16 protein-coding genes are annotated in these 20,810 nt (G+C 50.9%); 9 read left to right on the forward strand and 7 right to left on the reverse strand.

Features of this window, described 5'->3' with window-relative positions:
- Positions 1–12: 12 nt before the first annotated feature.
- Positions 13–1,989, reverse strand: coding sequence for a glucans biosynthesis glucosyltransferase MdoH (gene mdoH, locus VC28_RS17355; RefSeq protein ID WP_082191603.1), 1,977 nt, complete (start codon positions 1,987–1,989; stop codon positions 13–15).
- Positions 1,964–3,580 (reverse strand): OpgD/OpgG family glucan biosynthesis protein, encoded by a 1,617-nt coding sequence (locus VC28_RS17360; RefSeq protein ID WP_053094226.1) that lies wholly within the window; start codon positions 3,578–3,580, stop codon positions 1,964–1,966. The genes mdoH and VC28_RS17360 overlap by 26 nt, the downstream gene beginning before the upstream one ends.
- A gap of 246 nt (positions 3,581–3,826) precedes the next feature.
- Between VC28_RS17360 and VC28_RS17365 the strand changes: the two genes are divergently transcribed.
- From VC28_RS17365 to mscL, 5 genes are all read left to right on the forward strand, one after another.
- Positions 3,827–6,229 carry a response regulator gene (locus tag VC28_RS17365; RefSeq protein WP_049631753.1) on the forward strand — a complete coding sequence of 801 codons (2,403 nt, stop codon included), beginning with the start codon at positions 3,827–3,829 and terminating at the stop codon, positions 6,227–6,229.
- A 153-nt stretch (positions 6,230–6,382) separates the two neighbouring features.
- Positions 6,383–6,712, forward strand: a complete 330-nt coding sequence (gene trxA / locus VC28_RS17370) for a thioredoxin TrxA (protein ID WP_049631754.1) — start codon at positions 6,383–6,385, stop codon at positions 6,710–6,712.
- 323 nt (positions 6,713–7,035) lie between these two features.
- Entirely contained in the window at positions 7,036–8,295 is a 1,260-nt protein-coding gene (gene rho, locus VC28_RS17375) for a transcription termination factor Rho (protein WP_049631755.1), read from the forward strand.
- 107 nt (positions 8,296–8,402) lie between these two features.
- A complete protein-coding gene (gene ubiD, locus VC28_RS17380) occupies positions 8,403–9,884 on the forward strand; it encodes a 4-hydroxy-3-polyprenylbenzoate decarboxylase (RefSeq protein ID WP_049631756.1) in 1,482 nt (493 codons plus the stop codon).
- An 88-nt stretch (positions 9,885–9,972) separates the two neighbouring features.
- Entirely contained in the window at positions 9,973–10,380 is a 408-nt protein-coding gene (gene mscL / locus VC28_RS17385; RefSeq protein WP_049631757.1) for a large-conductance mechanosensitive channel protein MscL, read from the forward strand.
- Positions 10,381–10,387: 7 nt separating this feature from the next.
- Here the strand turns inward: mscL and VC28_RS17390 are convergent, their stop codons facing one another.
- From VC28_RS17390 to VC28_RS17405, 4 genes are all read right to left on the reverse strand, one after another.
- Positions 10,388–11,314 carry a type 2 periplasmic-binding domain-containing protein gene (locus VC28_RS17390; protein WP_049631758.1) on the reverse strand — a complete coding sequence of 309 codons (927 nt, stop codon included), beginning with the start codon at positions 11,312–11,314 and terminating at the stop codon, positions 10,388–10,390.
- A 128-nt stretch (positions 11,315–11,442) separates the two neighbouring features.
- The gene (locus tag VC28_RS17395) at positions 11,443–11,820 is read right to left on the reverse strand and encodes a hypothetical protein (RefSeq protein WP_049631759.1); all 378 of its coding nucleotides are present in this window, start codon (positions 11,818–11,820) and stop codon (positions 11,443–11,445) included.
- A gap of 223 nt (positions 11,821–12,043) precedes the next feature.
- Positions 12,044–12,874 carry a serine O-acetyltransferase gene (gene cysE / locus VC28_RS17400; protein ID WP_049631760.1) on the reverse strand — a complete coding sequence of 277 codons (831 nt, stop codon included), beginning with the start codon at positions 12,872–12,874 and terminating at the stop codon, positions 12,044–12,046.
- 122 nt (positions 12,875–12,996) lie between these two features.
- Complete coding sequence (locus tag VC28_RS17405; RefSeq protein ID WP_049631761.1) at positions 12,997–13,974, reverse strand: serine/threonine protein kinase; 978 nt, start codon at positions 13,972–13,974, stop codon at positions 12,997–12,999.
- Between the two features lie 187 nt (positions 13,975–14,161).
- Here VC28_RS17405 and VC28_RS17410 point away from each other — a divergent pair, with 187 nt between their 5' ends.
- From VC28_RS17410 to VC28_RS19630, 3 genes are all read left to right on the forward strand, one after another.
- A complete protein-coding gene (locus tag VC28_RS17410; protein WP_049631762.1) occupies positions 14,162–14,923 on the forward strand; it encodes a ParA family protein in 762 nt (253 codons plus the stop codon).
- Positions 14,924–15,033: 110 nt separating this feature from the next.
- Positions 15,034–15,504, forward strand: a complete 471-nt coding sequence (locus tag VC28_RS17415) for a hypothetical protein (protein ID WP_049631763.1) — start codon at positions 15,034–15,036, stop codon at positions 15,502–15,504.
- 149 nt (positions 15,505–15,653) lie between these two features.
- Positions 15,654–16,861, forward strand: a protein-coding gene (locus VC28_RS19630; RefSeq protein WP_156184249.1) for an IS3 family transposase whose coding sequence is annotated in 2 segments (ribosomal slippage) — positions 15,654–15,996 and positions 15,996–16,861 — 1,209 coding nt in all. Because the reading frame shifts where the segments join, the coding sequence is not laid out codon by codon here.
- 57 nt (positions 16,862–16,918) lie between these two features.
- On the opposite strand, the gene VC28_RS17430 is transcribed toward VC28_RS19630, so the two are convergent.
- Positions 16,919–19,006, reverse strand: coding sequence for a TonB-dependent siderophore receptor (locus VC28_RS17430; RefSeq protein WP_049631764.1), 2,088 nt, complete (start codon positions 19,004–19,006; stop codon positions 16,919–16,921).
- Positions 19,007–19,683: 677 nt separating this feature from the next.
- Between VC28_RS17430 and VC28_RS17435 the strand changes: the two genes are divergently transcribed.
- Positions 19,684–20,757, forward strand: coding sequence for a M23 family metallopeptidase (locus VC28_RS17435; protein ID WP_049631765.1), 1,074 nt, complete (start codon positions 19,684–19,686; stop codon positions 20,755–20,757).
- The last annotated feature ends 53 nt before the right edge of the window (positions 20,758–20,810 follow it).

The raw sequence follows: 20,810 nt of genomic DNA on the forward strand, positions 1-20,810 counted from the left end.
CCAATTGCCGCATTAGCGGGTGATATGAAGGTAATCGTCCATTTCGCGATGTGGCATATCAGTCCAGTTATCGGCCGGTAATGCCGGAATAGGCGCGGGAGCTTCCAGGGTAGGATGTTCAATTGCGAGTAGCTCATCCAAATGAACCAGCACAGGGTCTTCAATCGCCTCGCTTGGGCTTAAAAATATATTGTGCTGGCGCGTGCTGCGACCCCAATCAAGGCTGCTTGAATAGCGCACCAGTGCCGATGCCAGCACAAGGCCGGTGATGACCGGTGTCAGCCACCAGAAAAAAACCGGCGCGTAGATGTAGGTCATGGTGCCCCAGATAATCGCGGCCGTGGTCATCTTGGAGGTGCGCGCAATACACTCACCCCAGGGCAATAAACGCCCTTCGCGATCTTGCGAATCCCAATTCACTTTGAATCCAAGCAATACTGAAATCACAAAATAGGCGTGGTAGACCATCATGATCGGCGCGATCAGTACTGCAAAAATGGTTTCAACGAAAGCGCCTTTGATGATCGCGCGCGCACCGCCAAATTGTTTGCGGCGATGAACCAACGCGACCACAACACCAAGAAATTTAGGCCCCATCAACAGCATGGTGGTGAGCAGGATCAACGCAATAATCAATTCTGTTTTGGCGATTGGCCAATTGGGGTACAGCTGGTACACCTCAGTGAAATACACATTGGAATTGATGGCGCGCACAACGGCATCTGCAGTGCTCAGCACCAGCATCAGCAGCCAGATAAATGAAGTGATGTAAGCAATTGCGCCGAGCAAAAAATGCAAGCGACTAATGGGGTGCAGGTCTTTGGTATCGACAATACCCAGATGCTGGATATTGCCTTGTACCCAGCGGCGGTCGCGCTTGGCGTAATCGATAATATTGCAGGGTACTTCTTCGTAACTGCCGTCCAAATCCGCGAGCAAAAACACATCCCAACCGGCACGGCGCAGCATCGCCGCTTCCACAAAATCGTGACTGAGGATATCGCCACCGAAAGGGGCTTTACCGGGCAGGGTAGGTAGCCCGCAATGATCGATAAAAGCGCGCATGCGGATGATCGCGTTGTGCCCCCAATAGTTGGCCGCATCGGTCTGCCAAAAGGCAAGGCCGGTGGCAAGCATGGGGCTATAGAGCACCGCTGCGAACTGTACAAAGCGGCCGAAGAAAGTGGTCTGGCGAACGGGGATCGGGATGGTTTGGATTAATCCGGTGCGTGGGTTTGCCTGCATGGCGCGCACCATTTTTACCAGACAGTCGCCGGTCATGATGGAGTCTGCATCGAGCACAATCATATGCTCATAGTTGGCACCCCAGCGCTGGCAGAACTCGGCAAGGTTGCCCACTTTGCGCCCGATGTTCTTCTCGCGGCGACGATAAAACGTTTGCTTGCCCAGATCGCCCAGGCGTTGCTGCAACAATTGCCATGCATCGCGCTCGGCTTGGGCGATGGTCAGGTTGGTGGTATCGCTGAGCAGATAAAAATCGAATTTGTCGATCTCACCGGTTTTTTCCAGCGAGCGCAGGGTCGCTTCAAAACCGGCGATAACGCGGTGAGTATCCTCGTTGTATACCGGCATTACCACGGCTGTGCGGGTGGTAATCGGTGATGTGTCTTCCAGCATGCCCTTGGTGGATTTCAAGCTCAAAGGGTCGATACGCAGCATCTGCAATACAAACCCAAACAGTCCGCTCCAAAACGCCAGGCTAAGCCAGGTAAAACTGATACCGAACAAAATCAGGATGACGGTTTCCAGCGCGGTCAGGTCATTGGCGCGCAGGATGTCGAACATGATGTACACGCCGGTTACGGCGGTCAGCACGCTCAAAAATGCATAAATCCAACGGCGTAAAGACTTGGCCGGAATTTGGATTGCATCTGCAGGTGCTGAAGAAAGGTCAGCCACGGGGCGGCTGACCTTGGGGTGCGGTGTGGGCATGTGGGTCATATCAAATTGCGTCCGGATACCAGACATAACTCCAGACTTCGCTTAAACGTTGGTCGCGCAACTTCAGGAACAAGCGCATATCGGCAACCTTATCGCCTTCAGGTTCCAGCTTGAATGATGCGCGCCAGGTGCGGCCATCGGGCAATTGGCGCACTGTCAGCTCGCTCACCGTGCCAGCGGATTTTTGCATTTCGGCCACTAAAGGTGCATCTGCAGACAAGTTGTCTAATTCACCGCCGCGGAAATCGATCACGAATTTGCGTTTGCTCGGTGGCGGTGGGTTGGCTTGACCCGGGTTTGCGCCCCAGCCGATGCGGGTGCGAATCACTTTGGCGGCAGTATTCTCAGTGACATGATCATCCATCGCGCGCAGGCGGTATTTGTAAGTTGCAGTGCTGCCCGCTTTCATGGCTTTTGCGGGCACCCAATAGGCAACGATGTTGTCATTGGTTTCGCTGTCGCTTGGGATTTCCACTAGCTCGGCGCGGCCTTTGCCCCAATTACCTTCGGGCATAATCCACATGCTTGGGCGTTTCTCGTAGCGTGCTTCCATGTCCATGTAATGGTCAAAGTCGCGGTCGCGCTGTAACAAACCAAAACCGCGCGGGTTTTCGTCCATCATCGAGGACACGCGTAATTGGCGATGGTTGCTGATCGGACGCCAAATCCATTCGCCGTTGGATGCTGCCATCAACAAGCCGTCAGAGTCGTGTACTTCGGGGCGGAAGTCATCCACAAAGCGGGTATGGTTCTCGCCCCACATATACATACTGGTCAACGGCGCTATACCCACTTTCAAAATATCGGTGCGGGCAAACAGACGTGCTTCCACGGCCATCTCGGTTGGTGCGCCGGGAATGATTTCAAAGCGATAAGCACCGGTAATCGATGGGCTATCAAGCAGGGCATACATCACCATGCGTGTATCGGTTGGCGCGGGTTTTACCAGCCAGAATTCGCGGAACACCGGGAACTCTTCGCCTTTGGGCTCGGCGGTATCAATCGCCAGACCGCGTGCCGACAAACCATATGCCAGACCCGGGCCGACCATGCGGAAGTAAGAAGCGCCCTGGAATACCACAAACTCGTCTTTGTATTCATTGCTATTGAGCGGGTAGTGGATGCGGAAACCGGCAAAGCCGATATTGTTGGGCGCTACACCGGCAAGTGGAGCGGCGGGGCCATCGTAATTGAAATACTCTTGCTTGAACTGCACAAAAGCATCGGGGCCATCGGTGGCCATATGCAGGGTCACTGGCTCACGGTAGAGAAATCCCGGATGGAACAGCTGCAGCTCAAACAAGGATTCGTTGTGCCACAGCGATGCCTCCGGACGGAAACGAATCGAGCGGTACTGGTCGTAATCCATGTTCGCCAGTGCTTCCGGAATATTGGCCTGGATAGGTTTGTATTCGCGCTTGGCCAGCAGTTTTGCTCGCGATGCAATAGCATCAAATAAAGCGGGCTGGGCGATTTCGGTTGCCGCCGCCGGCACTGCAGCGGGTTGCTGTGCATATGCGGTGCCGCTACCCAATAAGCAGCTCATCGTGAGGGTGATGATCCCCGCACCAACAAACAATCGATTATTTGCCTTTTTGTTGTTAGACAACATGCTCATCCACTCTCTCTCCGCTTCGGATTGTTGGGCTTAATTACAGTAAAAAGTCAGGTTTGTTTTGCCAGTGCCACAGAAGGTCGCACAGAGGTAAGAATTGGCGCGCATTGTAAACCATCTGCCTGTGAAAATAGCGGCTTGGCGAGCAGGCTGCCACGTTTTTTTTTTACAGTTCTTTGCAATGCCCTTGCAAGGTTTAAAGCTGCTACACTCAAAAGCAATATTCTCTGTCTTGTGCGGTTGGTATAAATGCCCGGCATTAGAAATTACATGCGTGAAAATCCCATAGCTGCGCGCTTGTTGGGGTTGATCATTATCAGTAGTTCGATCGTTACATTGGTCGCTATTTTGCTGCAGCTGCATGGCAATTTTAATGATGACATCGCGGCATTGGAAAAGCGTATTGATCAGGTGCGGATCAGTACCTTGGCTAGCATCACCAAAAGTTTGTGGGGGTTTGATCAGGAGCAATTAAATATCCAGATCAACAGCGTACTCGATGTTGAAGATGTTGTGCAGGTCAAAGTGGTGTGGCACGACTGGAACAATACCGAGCAAACTCTGGTTGCCAGCAATAACACCTATGATGCAAAAGAACTGGAAAATAAACGCAGCCAATTTTTGGTGCGCTCTTACCCTCTGATTTATGAAGACGCAAGCACCCCGGAGCAACAATTGGGGGTGCTAACGGTTACCGCCAGCCTTACCAGTATTTACGACAAGCTGTGGGAGCGCGCGTTTTTTACCGCGTTGGTTCAAGGTGCAAAGACATTAGTGATTGCGCTTTTTATCGTATGGCTGGTGCATACCTTGCTGACGAGCCACATCAAAACCATCGCCAACTATGCGCGCAACCTTAATCTGGAAACGCTCACCAAGCCGCTCAAACTCAAACGCCTGAAAGTGAATTCCCGCTCTGATGAGTTGGACAATGTGGTTAATGCGATTAATCACATGCGCGAAACATTGCTTGACGATATTGAGCAGCGCCACGCAATTGAAATGGCATTGCTTACAGAGAAAGAAGAGAAGCTCGAAACCCGCCGCCAAAAAAATGCGGCAGAAGATGCAAGCCGTGCAAAAAGCCAATTTCTTGCCACTATGAGCCATGAGATACGCACGCCCATGAATGGTGTCATTGGCATGCTGGAAATGCTGCGCGATACCCCGCTCGATGACAACCAAAAGCACTACATCGATGTTATCCACCGCTCGGGCGAAACCCTGCTTACCATCATTAATGACATCCTCGACTATTCCAAAATCGAAGCCGGGAAAATGCGCCTCGAAGAAACCGTGTTTGAGTTGGAAGAACTGATTGAAAGTTGTGTGCAATTATTCGGTGCCAGTGCAAATAAGCGCCATATAGAGCTTTTTGGTGGCATCGATTCCGACATCCCCAAATGGTTTAAGGGTGATCCTACTCGCTTGCGGCAAATCATCATCAACCTGCTGGGCAATGCGTTCAAATTTACCAGCGAGGGCTTTGTATCCTTGCAGGTAACACAGGTAAGTGCTCAGCCTGATGGAAAAATTGAATTGCGCTTCAGTGTGCAGGACAGTGGTATCGGTATTGATGCCCAAAGTGCAGAAGGTTTATTTGATTCATTTAATCAAGCAGATGCATCCACCACCCGCAAATACGGTGGCACGGGATTGGGGTTGGCTATCTGTAAAAGCCTTGCGGAATTGATGGGCGGAAAAATTGGTGTAGATAGTGAGAAAGGAGGCGGCTCTACCTTTTGGTTTACTGCTCTGTTGGAGCAGGAAAATGTGTACGACGCCAATGCGGCAAGATTGCAAGCGCACGAGCGCGTATTGGCTGGTAAAAAATTATTGTTCGTTGAAGCGAACACTCATCTGACTGATTTTATTGTCCGTCACTGCGCGGCTTGGGGCGTTGGTGTTGATGCGGTCGCCTCTGCGAAAACGGCGATGACGCAAGTGAAACATGCGATGCACTCGGGCGAACCTTACGATTTTGTCGGTTTTGATTATGCCTTGCCGGATGCCAACGGATTTGAGCTGGCGAAATGGTTGCGGGACGTTCCCGAGTTGCGCGAGCTGCCCTTGTTTATGTTCAGTGCCGGCGATATTTATCACGATCAAAGTCAAATACGCACGCTGGGTATTCATGCTGTGTTGCGCAAACCTGTTTCAATGCGGGTGTTGTATCAGGAGCTGGTGGCGCTGCTTGGGCATGCGCCTATTCCCGTGGCGATACCTGCGCGCAAAATCCAGAATCTGGATAAATTTTCACGGTTGCGGGTGCTGGTCGCAGAAGATAACCCGGTTAATCGCATGGTGATCAAAGGCTTGTTAGGTAAACTCAATATAGTGCCTGCTTTTGCGGAAAATGGAGTGGAGGCTTGCGACATAGTCACTAACGCCAGTGAGCGGTTCCACGTCATTCTTATGGATTGCGAAATGCCGGAGATGGATGGCTTTGAAGCGACACGCACTATCCGCGACTACGAGCGGCGCGAGGGGCTTCCTGCAATACCGATCATTGCGCTTACTGCCCATGCATTGCAGGAGCATCGCGACGCGGTGTTTGCTTGTGGTATGAATTATTACCTTTCCAAACCCGTCACGTTTGATAGTTTGTATGCTGCATTTGAAGCAGCAGAGCTGTTGGTGCCTGCCACTTAATCTATTTAGGTTTGCGCTGGCAGCATAGAGTCCCCCTATTGTAATGATTGGTTTTTTCTCCTTGCCTGCTTCTAAGCCAATCCTTATCATGGCCTCAACAAATTTAGGGGGCACCCCCCATTACCAATTAACCGTCAGGTTTGGAGTTTATCTATGAGTAGCGATGCTATTGTTCATATCAGTGATGCCAGTTTTGAACAGGAAGTACTGGGTGCAGATGTGCCAGTGCTGGTGGATTTCTGGGCTCCCTGGTGTGGTCCTTGTAAGATGATTGCTCCTATCCTTGATGATTTGGCTGAGCAATTTGCTGGCAAATTAAAAGTGACCAAATTAAACGTTGATGATCATAAAGAAACCGCAGCCAAATTTAATGTGCGCGGTATTCCTACCCTGATCATCTTCAAAAACGGCGCAGCTCACGCCACCAAAGTCGGTGCTGTCAGCAAACCACAATTGGTTGAGTTCGTTAACGGCGCAATCTGATTGATCATTAGGCCATCGAAAGATGGCCTAATTTGTTTTTGCACTGTGTGATTTTTGCCGCTATACTCAGCCCAATCTGATGTTTGTTCCTCCTGAATCACCTTCCCGATTCCCAAAACCAGACGAACAAACCCTAAATTCCCTGCTGTTGTTCTTGCCTCGGCCTCTGGATAACCAGATCAGCCACTCAAAATTAAAAACAGGCAATAAAATAGGACTATAGCGGCTTAATAACAGCGACAATCGCAATCCTTTTCTACAACTGGCATCGTGCCTCCGATAATTATCTGCAATAACTCACATCCATCCATAAAGTCTTTCTTATGAATCTAACCGACCTGAAAAAGAAACCCATCGAAGAATTAATTGATATTGCCCATGAAATGGGTTTGGAAAATATCGCCCGTTCGCGCAAACAGGACATTATTTTTAATATCCTCAAGCGTCACGCCAAAGGCGGAGAAGATATTTACGGCGATGGAGTCTTGGAAATTCTGGTAGATGGCTTCGGATTTTTGCGTTCAGCGGACAGCTCCTATCTTGCTGGCCCTGATGATATTTATGTATCGCCGAGTCAGATTCGCCGTTTCAACTTGCGTACCGGCGATACGATTTCCGGCAAAATTCGCCCGCCCAAAGAAGGCGAACGCTATTTTGCCCTGCTGAAAGTTAACGACATTAACTTTGATAAACCCGAAAACTCCCGCAATAAAATCCTGTTTGAAAACCTCACGCCGTTGTTCCCCAATATTCGTCTGCCACTTGAAGCAGGTAATGGTTCTACCGAGGATCTTACTGGTCGTATCATCGATTTAATTGCGCCGATTGGTAAAGGTCAGCGCGGTTTGATTGTGGCACCACCCAAAGCCGGTAAAACCATCATGATGCAAAATATTGCGCAGGCAATCACGCGCAATAATCCTGAGTGTCATTTGATTGTATTGTTGATTGACGAGCGCCCTGAAGAAGTAACTGAAATGCAGCGCTCTGTTCGTGGTGAAGTGGTTGCATCGACATTCGATGAGCCGCCAGCGCGTCACGTGCAAGTAGCTGACATGGTGATTGAAAAAGCCAAACGTTTGGTTGAGCACAAAAAAGATGTGGTGATTCTGCTCGATTCTATTACTCGTTTAGCGCGTGCGTACAACACCGTTATTCCTTCATCCGGTAAAGTGTTGACCGGTGGTGTGGATGCACATGCTCTTGAGCGCCCCAAGCGTTTCTTTGGTGCGGCACGGAATATCGAAGAGGGCGGCAGCTTGAGTATTATCGCAACCGCATTGGTAGATACCGGCTCCAAAATGGACGAGGTTATTTACGAAGAATTTAAAGGTACTGGTAATCTTGAATTGCATCTTGATCGCAAGATTGCAGAAAAGCGTATTTACCCAGCTATCAACGTACGCCGCTCCGGTACTCGCCGTGAAGATTTATTGATGAAAGAAGACGAGTTGCAGCGCGCGTGGATTTTGCGCCGTTTGCTGAACGATATGGAAGATGTTCCCGCAACTGAATTCTTGCTCGACAAATTGAAAGACTTCAAAACCAACGACGAATTCTTCCAGTCGATGAAACGTAAGTAATCGATACTCCAAGAAGATATTTGCAGGGCGGAACGTGAAACGCCTTCCGCCAATTCTACTAACGGCGGAAGGCGTTTTTGTTTTTCCGCCCTGTGAGTTTCTACCGCATGAAATATAAAGATCTCCGCGATTTTATTGCTCTGCTTGAAGCGCGTGGTTTGTTAAAACGCATCAAACAAGAAGTTGATCCTCATCTTGAAATGACCGAAATCTGCGATCGCACCTTGCGCGCAGGCGGTCCCGCATTATTGTTTGAAAATCCCAAAGGCTATTCGATTCCCGTGTTGGGGAATTTATTTGGTACCCCCGAGCGGGTTGCGTTGGGAATGGGGCAGGAATCAGTGGGGGCTTTGCGCGAGGTGGGAAAACTGCTCGCGTTTTTAAAAGAGCCGGAACCACCAAAAGGCTTTAAAGACGCATGGGAAAAATTGCCCATCTTCAAACAAGTATTGAATATGGCTCCCAAAGTATTGAGCAAGGCACCGAGCCAGGACATTGTGTTGGAAGGTGATGCGGTCGATCTCGATCAAATTCCCATTCAAACCTGTTGGCCGGGCGATGCTGGCCCGCTGGTAACCTGGCCATTGGTGGTGACGCGTGGCCCGCACAAAGAACGGCAAAATCTGGGTATTTACCGGATGCAAAAAATCGGGAAAAACCGTTTGATTATGCGTTGGCTTTCGCATCGCGGTGGCGCGTTGGATTTTCGCGAATTCCAAATCCAACATCCGGGCAAACCTTTTCCGGTTGCGGTTGCGTTGGGTGCTGACCCCGCAACAATTCTCGGTGCGGTGACGCCCGTGCCCGATACACTTTCTGAATACGGTTTTGCGGGCTTATTGCGCGGCGATAAAACGGAAGTGGTGAAATGTATCGGCAATGATTTACAAGTGCCTGCATCGGCCGAATTTATTTTGGAAGGCTTTATTGCGCCGGATGATATGGCACCCGAGGGGCCTTTTGGCGACCACACGGGGTATTACAATGAGGTGGATCATTTTCCGGTATTCACTGTGGAGCGAATTACCCACCGGCGCGATCCGATTTATCACAGTACTTATACCGGTCGTCCGCCGGATGAGCCGGCAATTCTCGGTGTGGCATTAAACGAAGTGTTTGTGCCGATTTTGCAAAAACAATTTCCGGAAATTGTGGATTTTTATTTGCCACCGGAAGGTTGTTCGTACCGCATGGCAGTGGTGACCATGAAGAAGCAATATCCCGGTCATGCCAAGCGCGTAATGATGGGGGTGTGGAGTTTTTTGCGGCAATTCATGTACACCAAATTTGTCATCGTTACTGATGATGATGTGAATGCGCGCGATTGGAATGATGTGATTTGGGCAATGACGACGCGCATGGATCCCGCGCGCGATACCGTGATGGTAGAAAATACGCCAATCGATTATCTGGATTTTGCATCGCCTGTTTCCGGCCTTGGTTCCAAGATCGGTTTTGATGCAACCAATAAATGGCCAGGTGAAACCACCCGCGAGTGGGGCACGCCGATTGTGATGGATGAGCGCATCAAGCAGCGCGTGGATGAAATCTGGGATGCGCTGGGAATCGATTCACCTGCTGCGTACTAATGGCAGGCGCTTGGTTTCCGGGTGAGGATGGGCTATAACGTTAGCGACAATAAAAACTGTTTTTAAACTGAAAAAAAGGGGAATAGATATGAGCTTTATTAAAGACTTTAAAGAATTTGCTGTGCGCGGCAATGTAGTGGATATGGCAGTGGGTATTATTATCGGTGCGGCTTTTGGCAAGGTGGTCAGCTCGTTGGTGAGCGATGTCTTTATGCCGCCGCTGGGCTGGTTGATTGGCGGCGTGGATTTTTCTGATCTGGCGATTATCCTGCCCGAAATTATTGAGGGTAAAGGTACAGTTCCAATCATGTACGGTAAGTTTATCCAGACGATTCTGGATTTCACCATAGTCGCATTCGCGATTTTTATGATGATTAAAGTCATTAACCGTCTGAAGAAAAAAGAAGAAGAAAAACCAGCTGAACCTGCAGCTCCTTCCAACCAGGAAGTGTTGCTGACTGAAATCCGCGACTTACTTAAACAACAGCAAAAATAATCACTCGTTAATATGCTGGTGATGTTTCGGGATTAAGTAACTTCCACCCTTCTAATGCGGGGTGGAAGAAACCGCACTCGCGATAAGCTCGCTCTATTGTTCCTTCCTTACGCATTTTTGCGACTCCTTTTATCAGCGCACGATAAAATTCGTCACCCAGTGGATGGCGTTTACTCACAGGCCAATGCCTGCTGCCTTTAATGGCAATTTTTACACCTTCAATCGGAACTAGCCGGATATTTTCCACCAGAATTTCTTTTGCCGGATTTTGGTGAAAAGGGGAGAGTGTAATATCGACGCGCCCGGCATTGATCATGCGTGCCATGTTGACCCAATTAGGCGTGTACATGATATTGGTGAAACCCAATTTTTCGAGTGTGGTCAGATCGGGTTTCCATTGGCGGCTGGTGACAACGCGCAGCTTATTAATTTGCTCAAGGCTTGTACTGGAAAGCGCGCGTTTATTGGTGGGCGAGGTGTAGATACCCACAATAAATTGTCCGTCCTCTACGATGGGTGGTGAAATGTGCAGCTTATTGATTTGCGGCAGTAAATCCTGATACCAGATGGTGCCACTCATGGTGAGTGTTTTGCCATCCAACACATTGCGGATACTGCGGAAATAATTTTCTTCATCGACAAAGTTGAGCGAGTGCGCGAAGCCGCCCAGCGCCAGTGCTTGCTGGAGTAGCACCAGCTCGATCACGTCGCGGCGGGCGTAATTGCCGCCGTAGTAGGTGACATCAATCGGATTTCGGTTGCCCAAAAAGAGCGTGTAGTCATTATGGATGTCGGGCAAAACAGCGATATTGGCAATGCGCTTGGCATCACTATCGTCTGCAGCATCGTTTGCAGCAAAAATGGGGCTGCACAGGAGTGTTGCTAGCAATGTACAGCAATAAAAAAAACGATGCTGATACCAAAAAGCGTTCATAGTCTGCCAAACAGTGTTGGATTATTAGGTAAGTGCGCTGAGGAAGGATAAGCCCAAGGCTTGCTCTAATTCTGGATGCGAATTTTCCAGCCGTCCAGAAAAGTTTGTGCTTTTTAACGACATGCTGGCTAGACAATCACCCTGTGGCCGCGATACATGCGCATGGGTTTTTCTGGCGGCATATCGGTGATCAATAATTCGCTGCGCTGTTGATCCTGCTGCGGTGCCTCTACCAAAATGGTTTGGCCGCGATAAACCTTGACGACTTGTTTAGGCGGTTCAACCGCCGCCGGTGTTGGTTCTAATAATTGTCGCCATTCATCTCCTGCCATAGCGAGCAGTTCCTTGATCAGGGTTTTGGTGATCGTGTCCTTGGTGGTTTGGTAGTAATCAGCCAATTCTTTAAGAACGTCGGGATTGGCCATTTTTACGCTGGGCTTCATGTTTGCATCAACGCGGCGACGAATTTCGTACACCAAATCAATCATCGGCTTAGTGTATTGCATTGTCAGTTTCCTCGAGCTGGGATTTCTTCTTGTATGTTGTGATTGAGCAAAAAACAGACCAATGGCAAATCGCCGCCATTACAGCTTGATATGAGAAGGGGATGGGCAAAATGTTGATCTGTTTTGGTGCGGGATGACTATTCTGGGGCGAAATGGCGTTTTGGATAGCAAGTTGGCATCTGCTGATACAAATGCCAGCTGCACAAGCATCAATAAACGGGCACTAGCGGATCAGATGATCCATCTCCCGTGCGGGTTGGTTGCAGGCGGTTTCGCAGATGATTTGCGCGGGAACACCCGCGACGGTTGCGCGCGCAGGCACATCTTTTAACACGACACTACCGGCACCGACTTTGGCGCATTCGCCTACGGTGATGTTACCGAGGATTTTTGCTCCGGCACCAATCAATACCCCTTTGCGGACTTTCGGGTGGCGGTCGCCTGCTTCTTTGCCGGTGCCGCCAAGGGTGACGGATTGCATGATCGATACCATATCTTCTACGACGGCGGTCTCACCAATCACTATGCCGGTGGCGTGGTCGAACATAATGCCTTTGCCAATCCGCGCGGCGGGGTGGATGTCTACCGCAAACACAGCGGATATACGGTTTTGTAAAAACAGTGCGAGTGAATTGCGCCCCTGCTGCCACAGCCAATGGGCGACGCGATAAGCCTGCAGCGCGTGGAAACCTTTGAAGTACAGCAAAGGTGTGACCAGTGAGCAGCAGGCGGAATCGCGCTCGCTGACGGCCATCAAGTCGGCCCGCACGGATTCAATGATCGAACTGTCTTTTTCCATCGCCTCTTCAATTACTTCGCGGATCAGCATGGCGGGCAGGGCGGGGCTGTCGAGCTTGTTGGCCAGATGGAAGCTCAGTGCGCCTTCCAGAGAGTCGTGATTAAGGATGGTGGAATAAAGAAAACTGGCCAGTACCGGCTCGGTTTCCGCTTGCTTGCGGGTTTGCAAACGGATGGACTCCCACAAGCTATCAGCCACGTTGGCGCTTGGCGATACGGCAGTGGCGGAGGTTGCGGCGGAAATAGTGGCATTCATGGCCAGATCCTTACGTGGGGTCAATCGTGGGGTAAATACTGACAAACAAAATCAAACTGCACATTAACGACAATTATTGGGTGTTGTTGCTGAATTTCCAACACAATTCCACCGCCGGAGCCTCAATAAATGACCAACGGCGGTTCGTTAAGCATCGCCAACTGCTCGCGCAACTCCAGAATGTGTTCGCCCCAGTAGCGTTCGGTATTGAACCAGGGGAAGTGATGGGGGAAGGCCGGGTCAGTCCAGCGCCGCGCAAGCCAGGCGCTGTAATGCATGATACGCAGGCTGCGCAGGGCTTCGATCAGCGCCAGTTCGGCCAAATCAAAATCGCAGAACTCGCGGTAGCCCTCCAGAATTTCGCTCATCTGCGCGGTTTGTTGCTCCCGCTCGCCCGAGAGCAGCATCCATAAATCCTGGATTGCAGGACCCATGCGCGCATCGTCAAAATCCACAAAGTGCGGCACGTCATCGCGCCACAAAATATTGCCCGGATGGCAATCGCCATGCAGGCGGATGGGCGTGTAAGCCACGCGCTTGAACAGGGTTTCGCAGCGCGCCAGCACATCTGCGCCCAGGGTGCGGTAAGACTCGCGCAAGCTCGCCGGAATAAAGTCATTGGCCAGTAAAAAGTCATAGCTGTCGCGGCCAAAGGTCTGGATATCCAACGCCGGGCGATGCTCAAACGCGCGCGCTTGCCCCAAGGCATGCATACGCCCCAGGGTGCGGCCGAGCGATAGCAGCGCATCAAAGTCATCCAGATTAGGCGAATGGCCGCCCTGGCGAGGGTAGAGCGCAAAGCGAAAGCCCTGGTATTCACGCAGGGTGTTGCCCGCTGCATCTGCCAGCGGCGGCACGACTGAAATTTCCAACTCTTTCAATGCGGCAGTGAATTGGTGTTCCTCGATGATCTGCGCATCGCTCCAGCGCCCGGGGCGATAAAACTTGGCGATCACCGGGCTGCCACCTTCGATCCCCACCTGATACACGCGGTTTTCGTAACTATTGAGTGCGAGGATGCGGGCATCACTCAGCAGGCCGGTTCTCTCGATTGCATCAAGTACCAGATCCGGTGTGAGTTGTTCATAAGGGTGTGTCATAAATTGGGGTTCGCAATAGCAGCCAGTGAGGCGATGGGGGCTGAGTGTACCTGTCGACGCCCGATTGCGCCTTAGTAAACACTTTTTCGCGCAAATCGCTGCATAAATTTTGAAGGATTCGGTTAAAAATGCTACAAGTTAATATTCAGGCTGGTCGCTCGGTAACTTCCTAAAAGACGGAATCCTTATGATAAAAATCGCGTTTTACAACCTCAAAGGCGGCGTGGGTAAAACTACGACGGCAGTCAACATGGCCTACATGGCCGCTGCGGCGAAGAAAAACGTCATCCTCTGGGACTTGGACCCGCAAGCGGCAGCCAGCTGGTTTTGCCAGCAGGAGCCGGAAGCTGCCAAGGCGATCAAACTGTTTAGCAAGGGCAAATCCATTGGTGAGATGGAGCTGTACAGTCCTTATCCACGCTTGATGCTGATTCCCTCCGACTTGAGTCTGCGCAGTCTGGACAGCGAATTCGACGAGCTCAGCAAAGACAAAAAGTTTCTCAAGCAACTGCTCAAACCCCTGAGCGATAAAGCCGACATTCTGATTTTTGACTGTCCACCGACATTGTCACCCAGCGTGGAGCAGCTGTTGATGGAGGTGGATATTTTGCTGATCCCGATGATCCCCAGCCCCTTGTCGATCCGTGCGATGGAACAGGTGGTGGAGTTTTTAAAAGGCAAGAAGTCGGCCCCCGGGCGTATCGTCGGCTTTTTCAATCAGGTGGATATGCGCCGCAGCCTGCACCGCGAAGCGATTGAAAACAGCAAGAAAATGCCGGTGCCGATGCTCAAGACGTATATCCCCAATGATGCTGCCGTGGAGCAAATGGGGCTGCGCCGTGCGCCCCTGACCAGCTACAATCAGCGCAGCCGCGCGGCACTGGCGTATCTTGATATGTGGAAAGAAGTGGCGCGCTTGCTAAAAGCGGCGGCGAAAGAGAACGAGTAAACCGCCGCCGTTCCCTTTATCGACCGCAATCCATCGCACCAGAACGTCTCATTTGGGCTATTTATTTATCTGAGCTATTTAAGCGTTAAACTTATTAAGAGTTACTTACAATGTTTGTATCGATCCGTTTATTGGCGCGCACCTGTGCCATCGCAGGTGTGCTCACCATCGTTGGCTGTTCTACCCAACCGCAAGCCCCGCAGCGCCCTGCGCCGGTTATTGAAAAACCCGCCGTCACCAAGCCCGCTGAACCTGTCGTTGTGCAACCCCAACCCGGTGTAGTGCCAACGCCAGCGACACCGCCAGTACAAACCCTGAACCCGGCAGCATTGAGTCTGGCCAGACAGGCGCACAGCCAATATCTGCAACAGGATTATCAAGGCGCAATTGCGACTGCCGAGCGCGGCCTGCGTATTGAGCGCCGCGCGGCAGATTTGTATCTGGTGCTCGCCCAAGCCTATGCCCAATTAGGCCTGTCGCAAAAGGCCGATATGTTTGCCCAACAAGGGCTGCGCTTTGCGCCCCAAGGTTCTGAAGTGGCTGAGAAATTGTTGCGGGTGCGTGAGTTTATGGGCAACTAGTGCGATGGATTCTCTGCAATAAAAAATGCAATAAACCCGATTGATTTCTGTGGTAAACAAAAAGGGCGCAATCATTGCGCCCTTTTTGTTGCCTGTGACCCGTCCTGAATAAAGTTGACACTTTTCTACTCTCTACTGAGGAAAGTGTTATGAATCCCGTTATTAAACGCACCCAGCGTGATTACTCTCTCGCCTTTAAATTGGCTCTTGTCGATCAAATCGAAAAAGGAGAGATGACTTATAAACAAGCCCAGTCTCGCTACGGTATACAAGGCAGATCTACAGTCTTGTGTTGGCTGCGCAAGCATGGTCAACTGGATTGGTCATTAGGTTTACCAGCAAAAGGCCTCCTCATGTCCGATAATCCTCGCCCTCAAACGCCAGAACAGCGCATCAAAGAACTGGAACAGCAGCTCGCTCTAACCCAACAAAAAGCGGATTTTTTCGAAGCGGTGGTTGATGTACTCAAGCGCGACTATGGAGTCAGCGTGGTAAAAAAGCCGCACGGAACATCATCCAAACGAAAACGTTAGCGGGTTTATCCGTTGTCCGTGGTTGCCAGCTACTCGGCATCAGTCGGCAAGCCTGGTATCAACAATGTAAGCGGGTGCGACAACGAGAAGTGCACACGCAGATACTCCTTGATGCGGTGCAGCGTGAACGTGCATTACAACCCTGCATCGGAACGCGCAAACTACAGCGCTTGTTACAACAATCCGCATTGGTTGTGGGGCGAGATCGACTGTTTGCTTTGCTGCGCGAACATCGCCTGCTGGTTCCCACCAAGCGGGCTTATCACAAAACAACGCACAGCCATCATCGCTTTCGCAAACATCCCAATCTTCTGAAGCCTGGTGAACATCAAGTGATTCCGCAACGACCAGAACATGTTTGGGTGGCTGACATTACCTATTTACCCGTGCATCAGGGCGAGGCCTATTTGAGTTTGGTGACCGATGCCTATTCGCGCAAGATTGTGGGGCATTGCGTCCATGACAATCTGAAGGCTGAGTCAGTAATCGGTGCGTATAAACAAGCACTACAGCAGCGACGCAGTGGTGATGAGCTCATCCACCATTCAGATCGGGGTATTCAGTATTGTTCAGCGCAATACCAGAAATTGCATTATCAATACGGTGTTCATTGTTCGATGACGGATGGTTACGACTGCTATCAAAATGCGCTGGCAGAGCGTGTGAATGGTATTTTGAAAAGTGAGTTTTTGATAAGGAAACCCAGGGATCTTGCAGAAGCAAAAGTGATGGTGGCCGAGTCGATTCGGATCTACAACGAACGTCGTCCGCATCTATCCCTAGAATACAAAACGCCCGATGAGGTGCATCGGGCGTTTGGATAAATCAGTGTCAACTTATTTCAGGACTGGACACTGCTGTTTTATACATCTTGCGGATGGTTAATAACGCCAGGTGATGGAGCCCATCGCGTTGAGTGGAGCTCCATAGTTGGCTTGTCCCCACTGCGGGCTTAGCAAGTATTTTTCATCAGTGGCATTGTTGATGTTCAATGCCAGACTCAGGTTTGGTGTGAGCGCATACTGGGCAAATAAGTCCACCAGCGCAAAATCCCCCTGTACTCTGGTATTCCCGACATACAGCTCACTCTGCCAGTTAATACCGGCACCCAGGCGCAGGCCGGATACAGCGGGCACTGCATAGGCGGTGGCCACTTTAAACTGGTGTTTGGGGATAAAACGGCGGGTGTCGTTGCCGTTTTCATCTTCAACGCCCACTTGGGTATAGCCTGCGCTGATATTCAGCCCGGTAAAAATTTCACCCGCCAGCTCTACTTCAAAACCATCGCTTTCAAACTCGACGCCGCGATAAATATTGAGACCGGAGGCTTCGTCGCGGGTGACCCACTCGCCAAAGTTCTCCTGCCGGGATTCAAACATCGCCAGAGTGAGCACGGCATTGCCATCAAACACTTCCTGCTTAACACCGGCTTCAGTGCTTTCACCGCGTACGGCACCCAAGGGCAGCAAGTCAGCATCAACCCAGGTCTGGGCGTTGAATACTTCGCTGTAGCTGGCGTACAGCACGGTGCCCGGCAGGGCTTCATAGGTAATACCGGCATAGGGCACGGTTTCATCATCCGCTGCGGTGGCGGGTGCGCCGTAGTTAATGCCGTCTTGCTCGATATCCACGGTGCGGGAACCCAGCAACAGCGACAGCGCGTCGGTGAGATTCAGGCGGGTCGATACGTAATAGGAGTCTTGCTTCTGGTCGATATCGGTAGATTGGGTTGCTGCATCGTACACATCAAATACCGGCAGCGCGGTTTTGCCATCTGCCCAATTAGCGCCTACCGGGGCGTAGTTCCATTCATCGGTGTAGATGGAACGGCCGGTCAGGGTGATGTCGGCTGTGTTAATCCCGGCGACCAACTCATGTTCTTGTCCGAACAGTGAAAAAGAACCGCTGACAAACAGATCGAAAATATCCTCCTGGTCATCCGCTTGGTAAAGGCTTGCATGGGCCAGTAAACCCTCTTCGGTGACCGGGTCTGGTGCGCCTGCCAAATAGAGTGATGTCCATTCACTCTCAAGTCCATTGCGAGTGTAAACGGCCTTCGCCACCCAGTTCGCGCCCAAGTCCTGCTCCAGCTCCACAAAGCTGCGGGTTTGTTCTACATCTTGATATGCCCATGCGGGCGCAGTGTTGGTGGAGGCATCGTAATGGGTCAGTGAACCATCGCTGTAAAACAGTGGCAGGGCGCCGGATGAATTGGCATCGCTGTGGCTGTCGTTGATGCTGTGCCCCAAGGTAAAGCGAGTGGTATCGGTAACCTCACCGCTGACAACGCCGTAGAAAACGGTCAATTCCTTGCCGTAGCGATCCAGATAAGAATCGCCATCCTGCTTGGCGACAACCAAACGGCCGCTGAGTGTGTCGGCAACAATCGGCCCTGAAATATCGCCATCCACACGGTATTGGTTCCAGCTGCCCCCCGAACCGGTAATGGATGCCTGCGTTTCTTGCGTCGGGCGCTTGCGCACGTAGTTAATGGTTGCAGACGGGTTGGCAAGCCCGGTGATCAGGCCGGTCGCCCCTTTCACGACTTCCACCTGCTCGTAAATGGCGGTGTCGTCATGGCCATGCCCCAGGCCGTAAGCGAAGGGAACGCCCAGGCCATCGTACTGGAAGTTAACAATGTCAAAGCCGCGCGCAGTGTAGTAAGTGCGGCCGGTCTCCACCTGTTCAACCGTAACCCCGGGAACATAGGTCAGCAGCGAGTTGATCTCGCGCAGGGAGAAGTCATCAATCTGGTCACGGGAAATCACCGATACCACCTGCGGTGTTTCCAGCACCGACAGGTTTAACTTGGTTGCGGTCTTGGTTTTTTCAGGCTCACCGTAAACATAGGTGGTTTCAATCTCGCCCTTACTGGCATCTGGGGTTTGGCTGGTTTGCGCATAGGCACTGGCACCCCAAATGATACTTGCAACAGACAGCGCCAAAGCGCTGCGCGATAAATGACGCATAACGGCTCCCTACCGGAAAAGAATGGGTGTGACTGCAAATGTGATGTTTTTCTAAATGCATATATTATACAAATGATAATAAATATCATATAGGTTTTCAAAGTCTATAAGCTGCACATCCGCATCCTGAGCCAGGATCGGTTAGGGATGTTGGGCGTGTTGAAAGGGGCGAGAGAGAAGGCGATGTAAACTGTGGGCGCTAGTTAAGTCGTTAAATGCAGGCGTTAAATCCAAAAATGAAAAGGGCGCAATGACTGCGCCCTTATTTCCAACCTAAACAGAGTCAGAAGCTAAAACTCGCGATGCGCCTGCTCAGCCTGTTTGGCTTTTTTCAATTGCTGCTTTTCTTTCGCAGTATGTTTTGCAGGTTTCTTACTTTCTTTACGTTTATCTTGCGATTTGCTCATGGTGCTCACCTCCTGTTTATCACTGTCGGTAACGCTCTTTAAGCTTAGGCGGTGTAGTGGTATTTACCAACGCGGAGATGATTAAAAAATTTATCGTCTAACTGCAGCCTCACAAGCCAACAGTTTATGGCCAGATAAACAAGCGACATGTGCAAAGGACGTTTTACCGCTTTGCTTAGTGAATATTTCACAGCTGTATTCGATGGTTCTGGATATGCTGGCTCTGCGTTACAAAACATTCACTTGGTCTTACTTATAGGGAAATTGAAAATGAAAGCACTTCATGGTTTTACTCGTTCACTCGCTATTGCCCGTTCACTGATTGTGGCTTCTGCCGCATTAGCTTCTGTCGCTGCCACCGCTGGGGATTTCCCGCTGCGCGCCGATGACATCAACCTGAACTACCGTTACACCACCGATACTCATTGGTCTGGTGGCTCGCAGGCTCATGCGTTGGATATAGTTGCCCGTCGCCATATTGGCAGCGGTAAATGGTCGCAGCTAAAGACGGATTCATCCGCGACCAACCTCAACTCCAGCTACATAATCTACGGTGCAAAAATTCGCGCAATGGATGATGGTGTCGTCGTAAATTGCTGGCGCAACGCACCGGAAAATACCCCCGGTTCCAATCACAGCAAAGTCACCGACGGTTATATCTCTTACGCCGGTAACTATTTGTACGTGCTGCAAGATGACGGCAACTACGCCCTCTACGCGCACGCACAACCAGGCACGATTCCCAGCAGTCTCTGCCCCAAGACGGCAACCTACAGTTCTACTGCAAAACCAGGATATGTACTGAATGCCGACGGCGCGGTGAGCGGCGGTGCGCGTATAACCAAAGGCCAATTTTTGGGTAACGTGGGTAACGTAGGAAATTCATCCGGCCCGCACCTGCATGTGCATGTACAAACTCCGGGCGGCAGCGCAGTGAAGTTGAAATTCGATCACGGCCAAACCACATCTTTCGCCAATCAAACTGCATCGGTTAATGCGACTTGGAATCTGTTGAGCGGTAATGCATTACCAACCGGTGAAGTGATGGTGTGGGCACCGCATTCCGTGGGCAACTGGACAGTGAACAATATTCCCGATGAGCGTATGCAAGCCTGGTTCAACCACTTTGCCGATTCCGGCGAAATGCCCAACACCTATGCCTGCACCGACAACGGCCAGATTTACAACACCAGCTGGGTTCCATCGCAAGGTGCCTGGGTTGCCTACCACGGCATGAATCTGACTACCTTCAACAACAAGAAAACGACTTTGGCAAACCAAGGTTTCTACCTGCACGGTTGGTGGTACTGCGGTTCTTACTACACCGGAATCTGGCGTAAATAATTAGCAGATTCAACGTGCGAAATAAAAAGGCAATCGCATGTGCGATTGCCTTT

It is taken from the genome of Cellvibrio sp. pealriver (assembly GCF_001183545.1).
In the GTDB taxonomy this organism is placed as follows: domain Bacteria; phylum Pseudomonadota; class Gammaproteobacteria; order Pseudomonadales; family Cellvibrionaceae; genus Cellvibrio.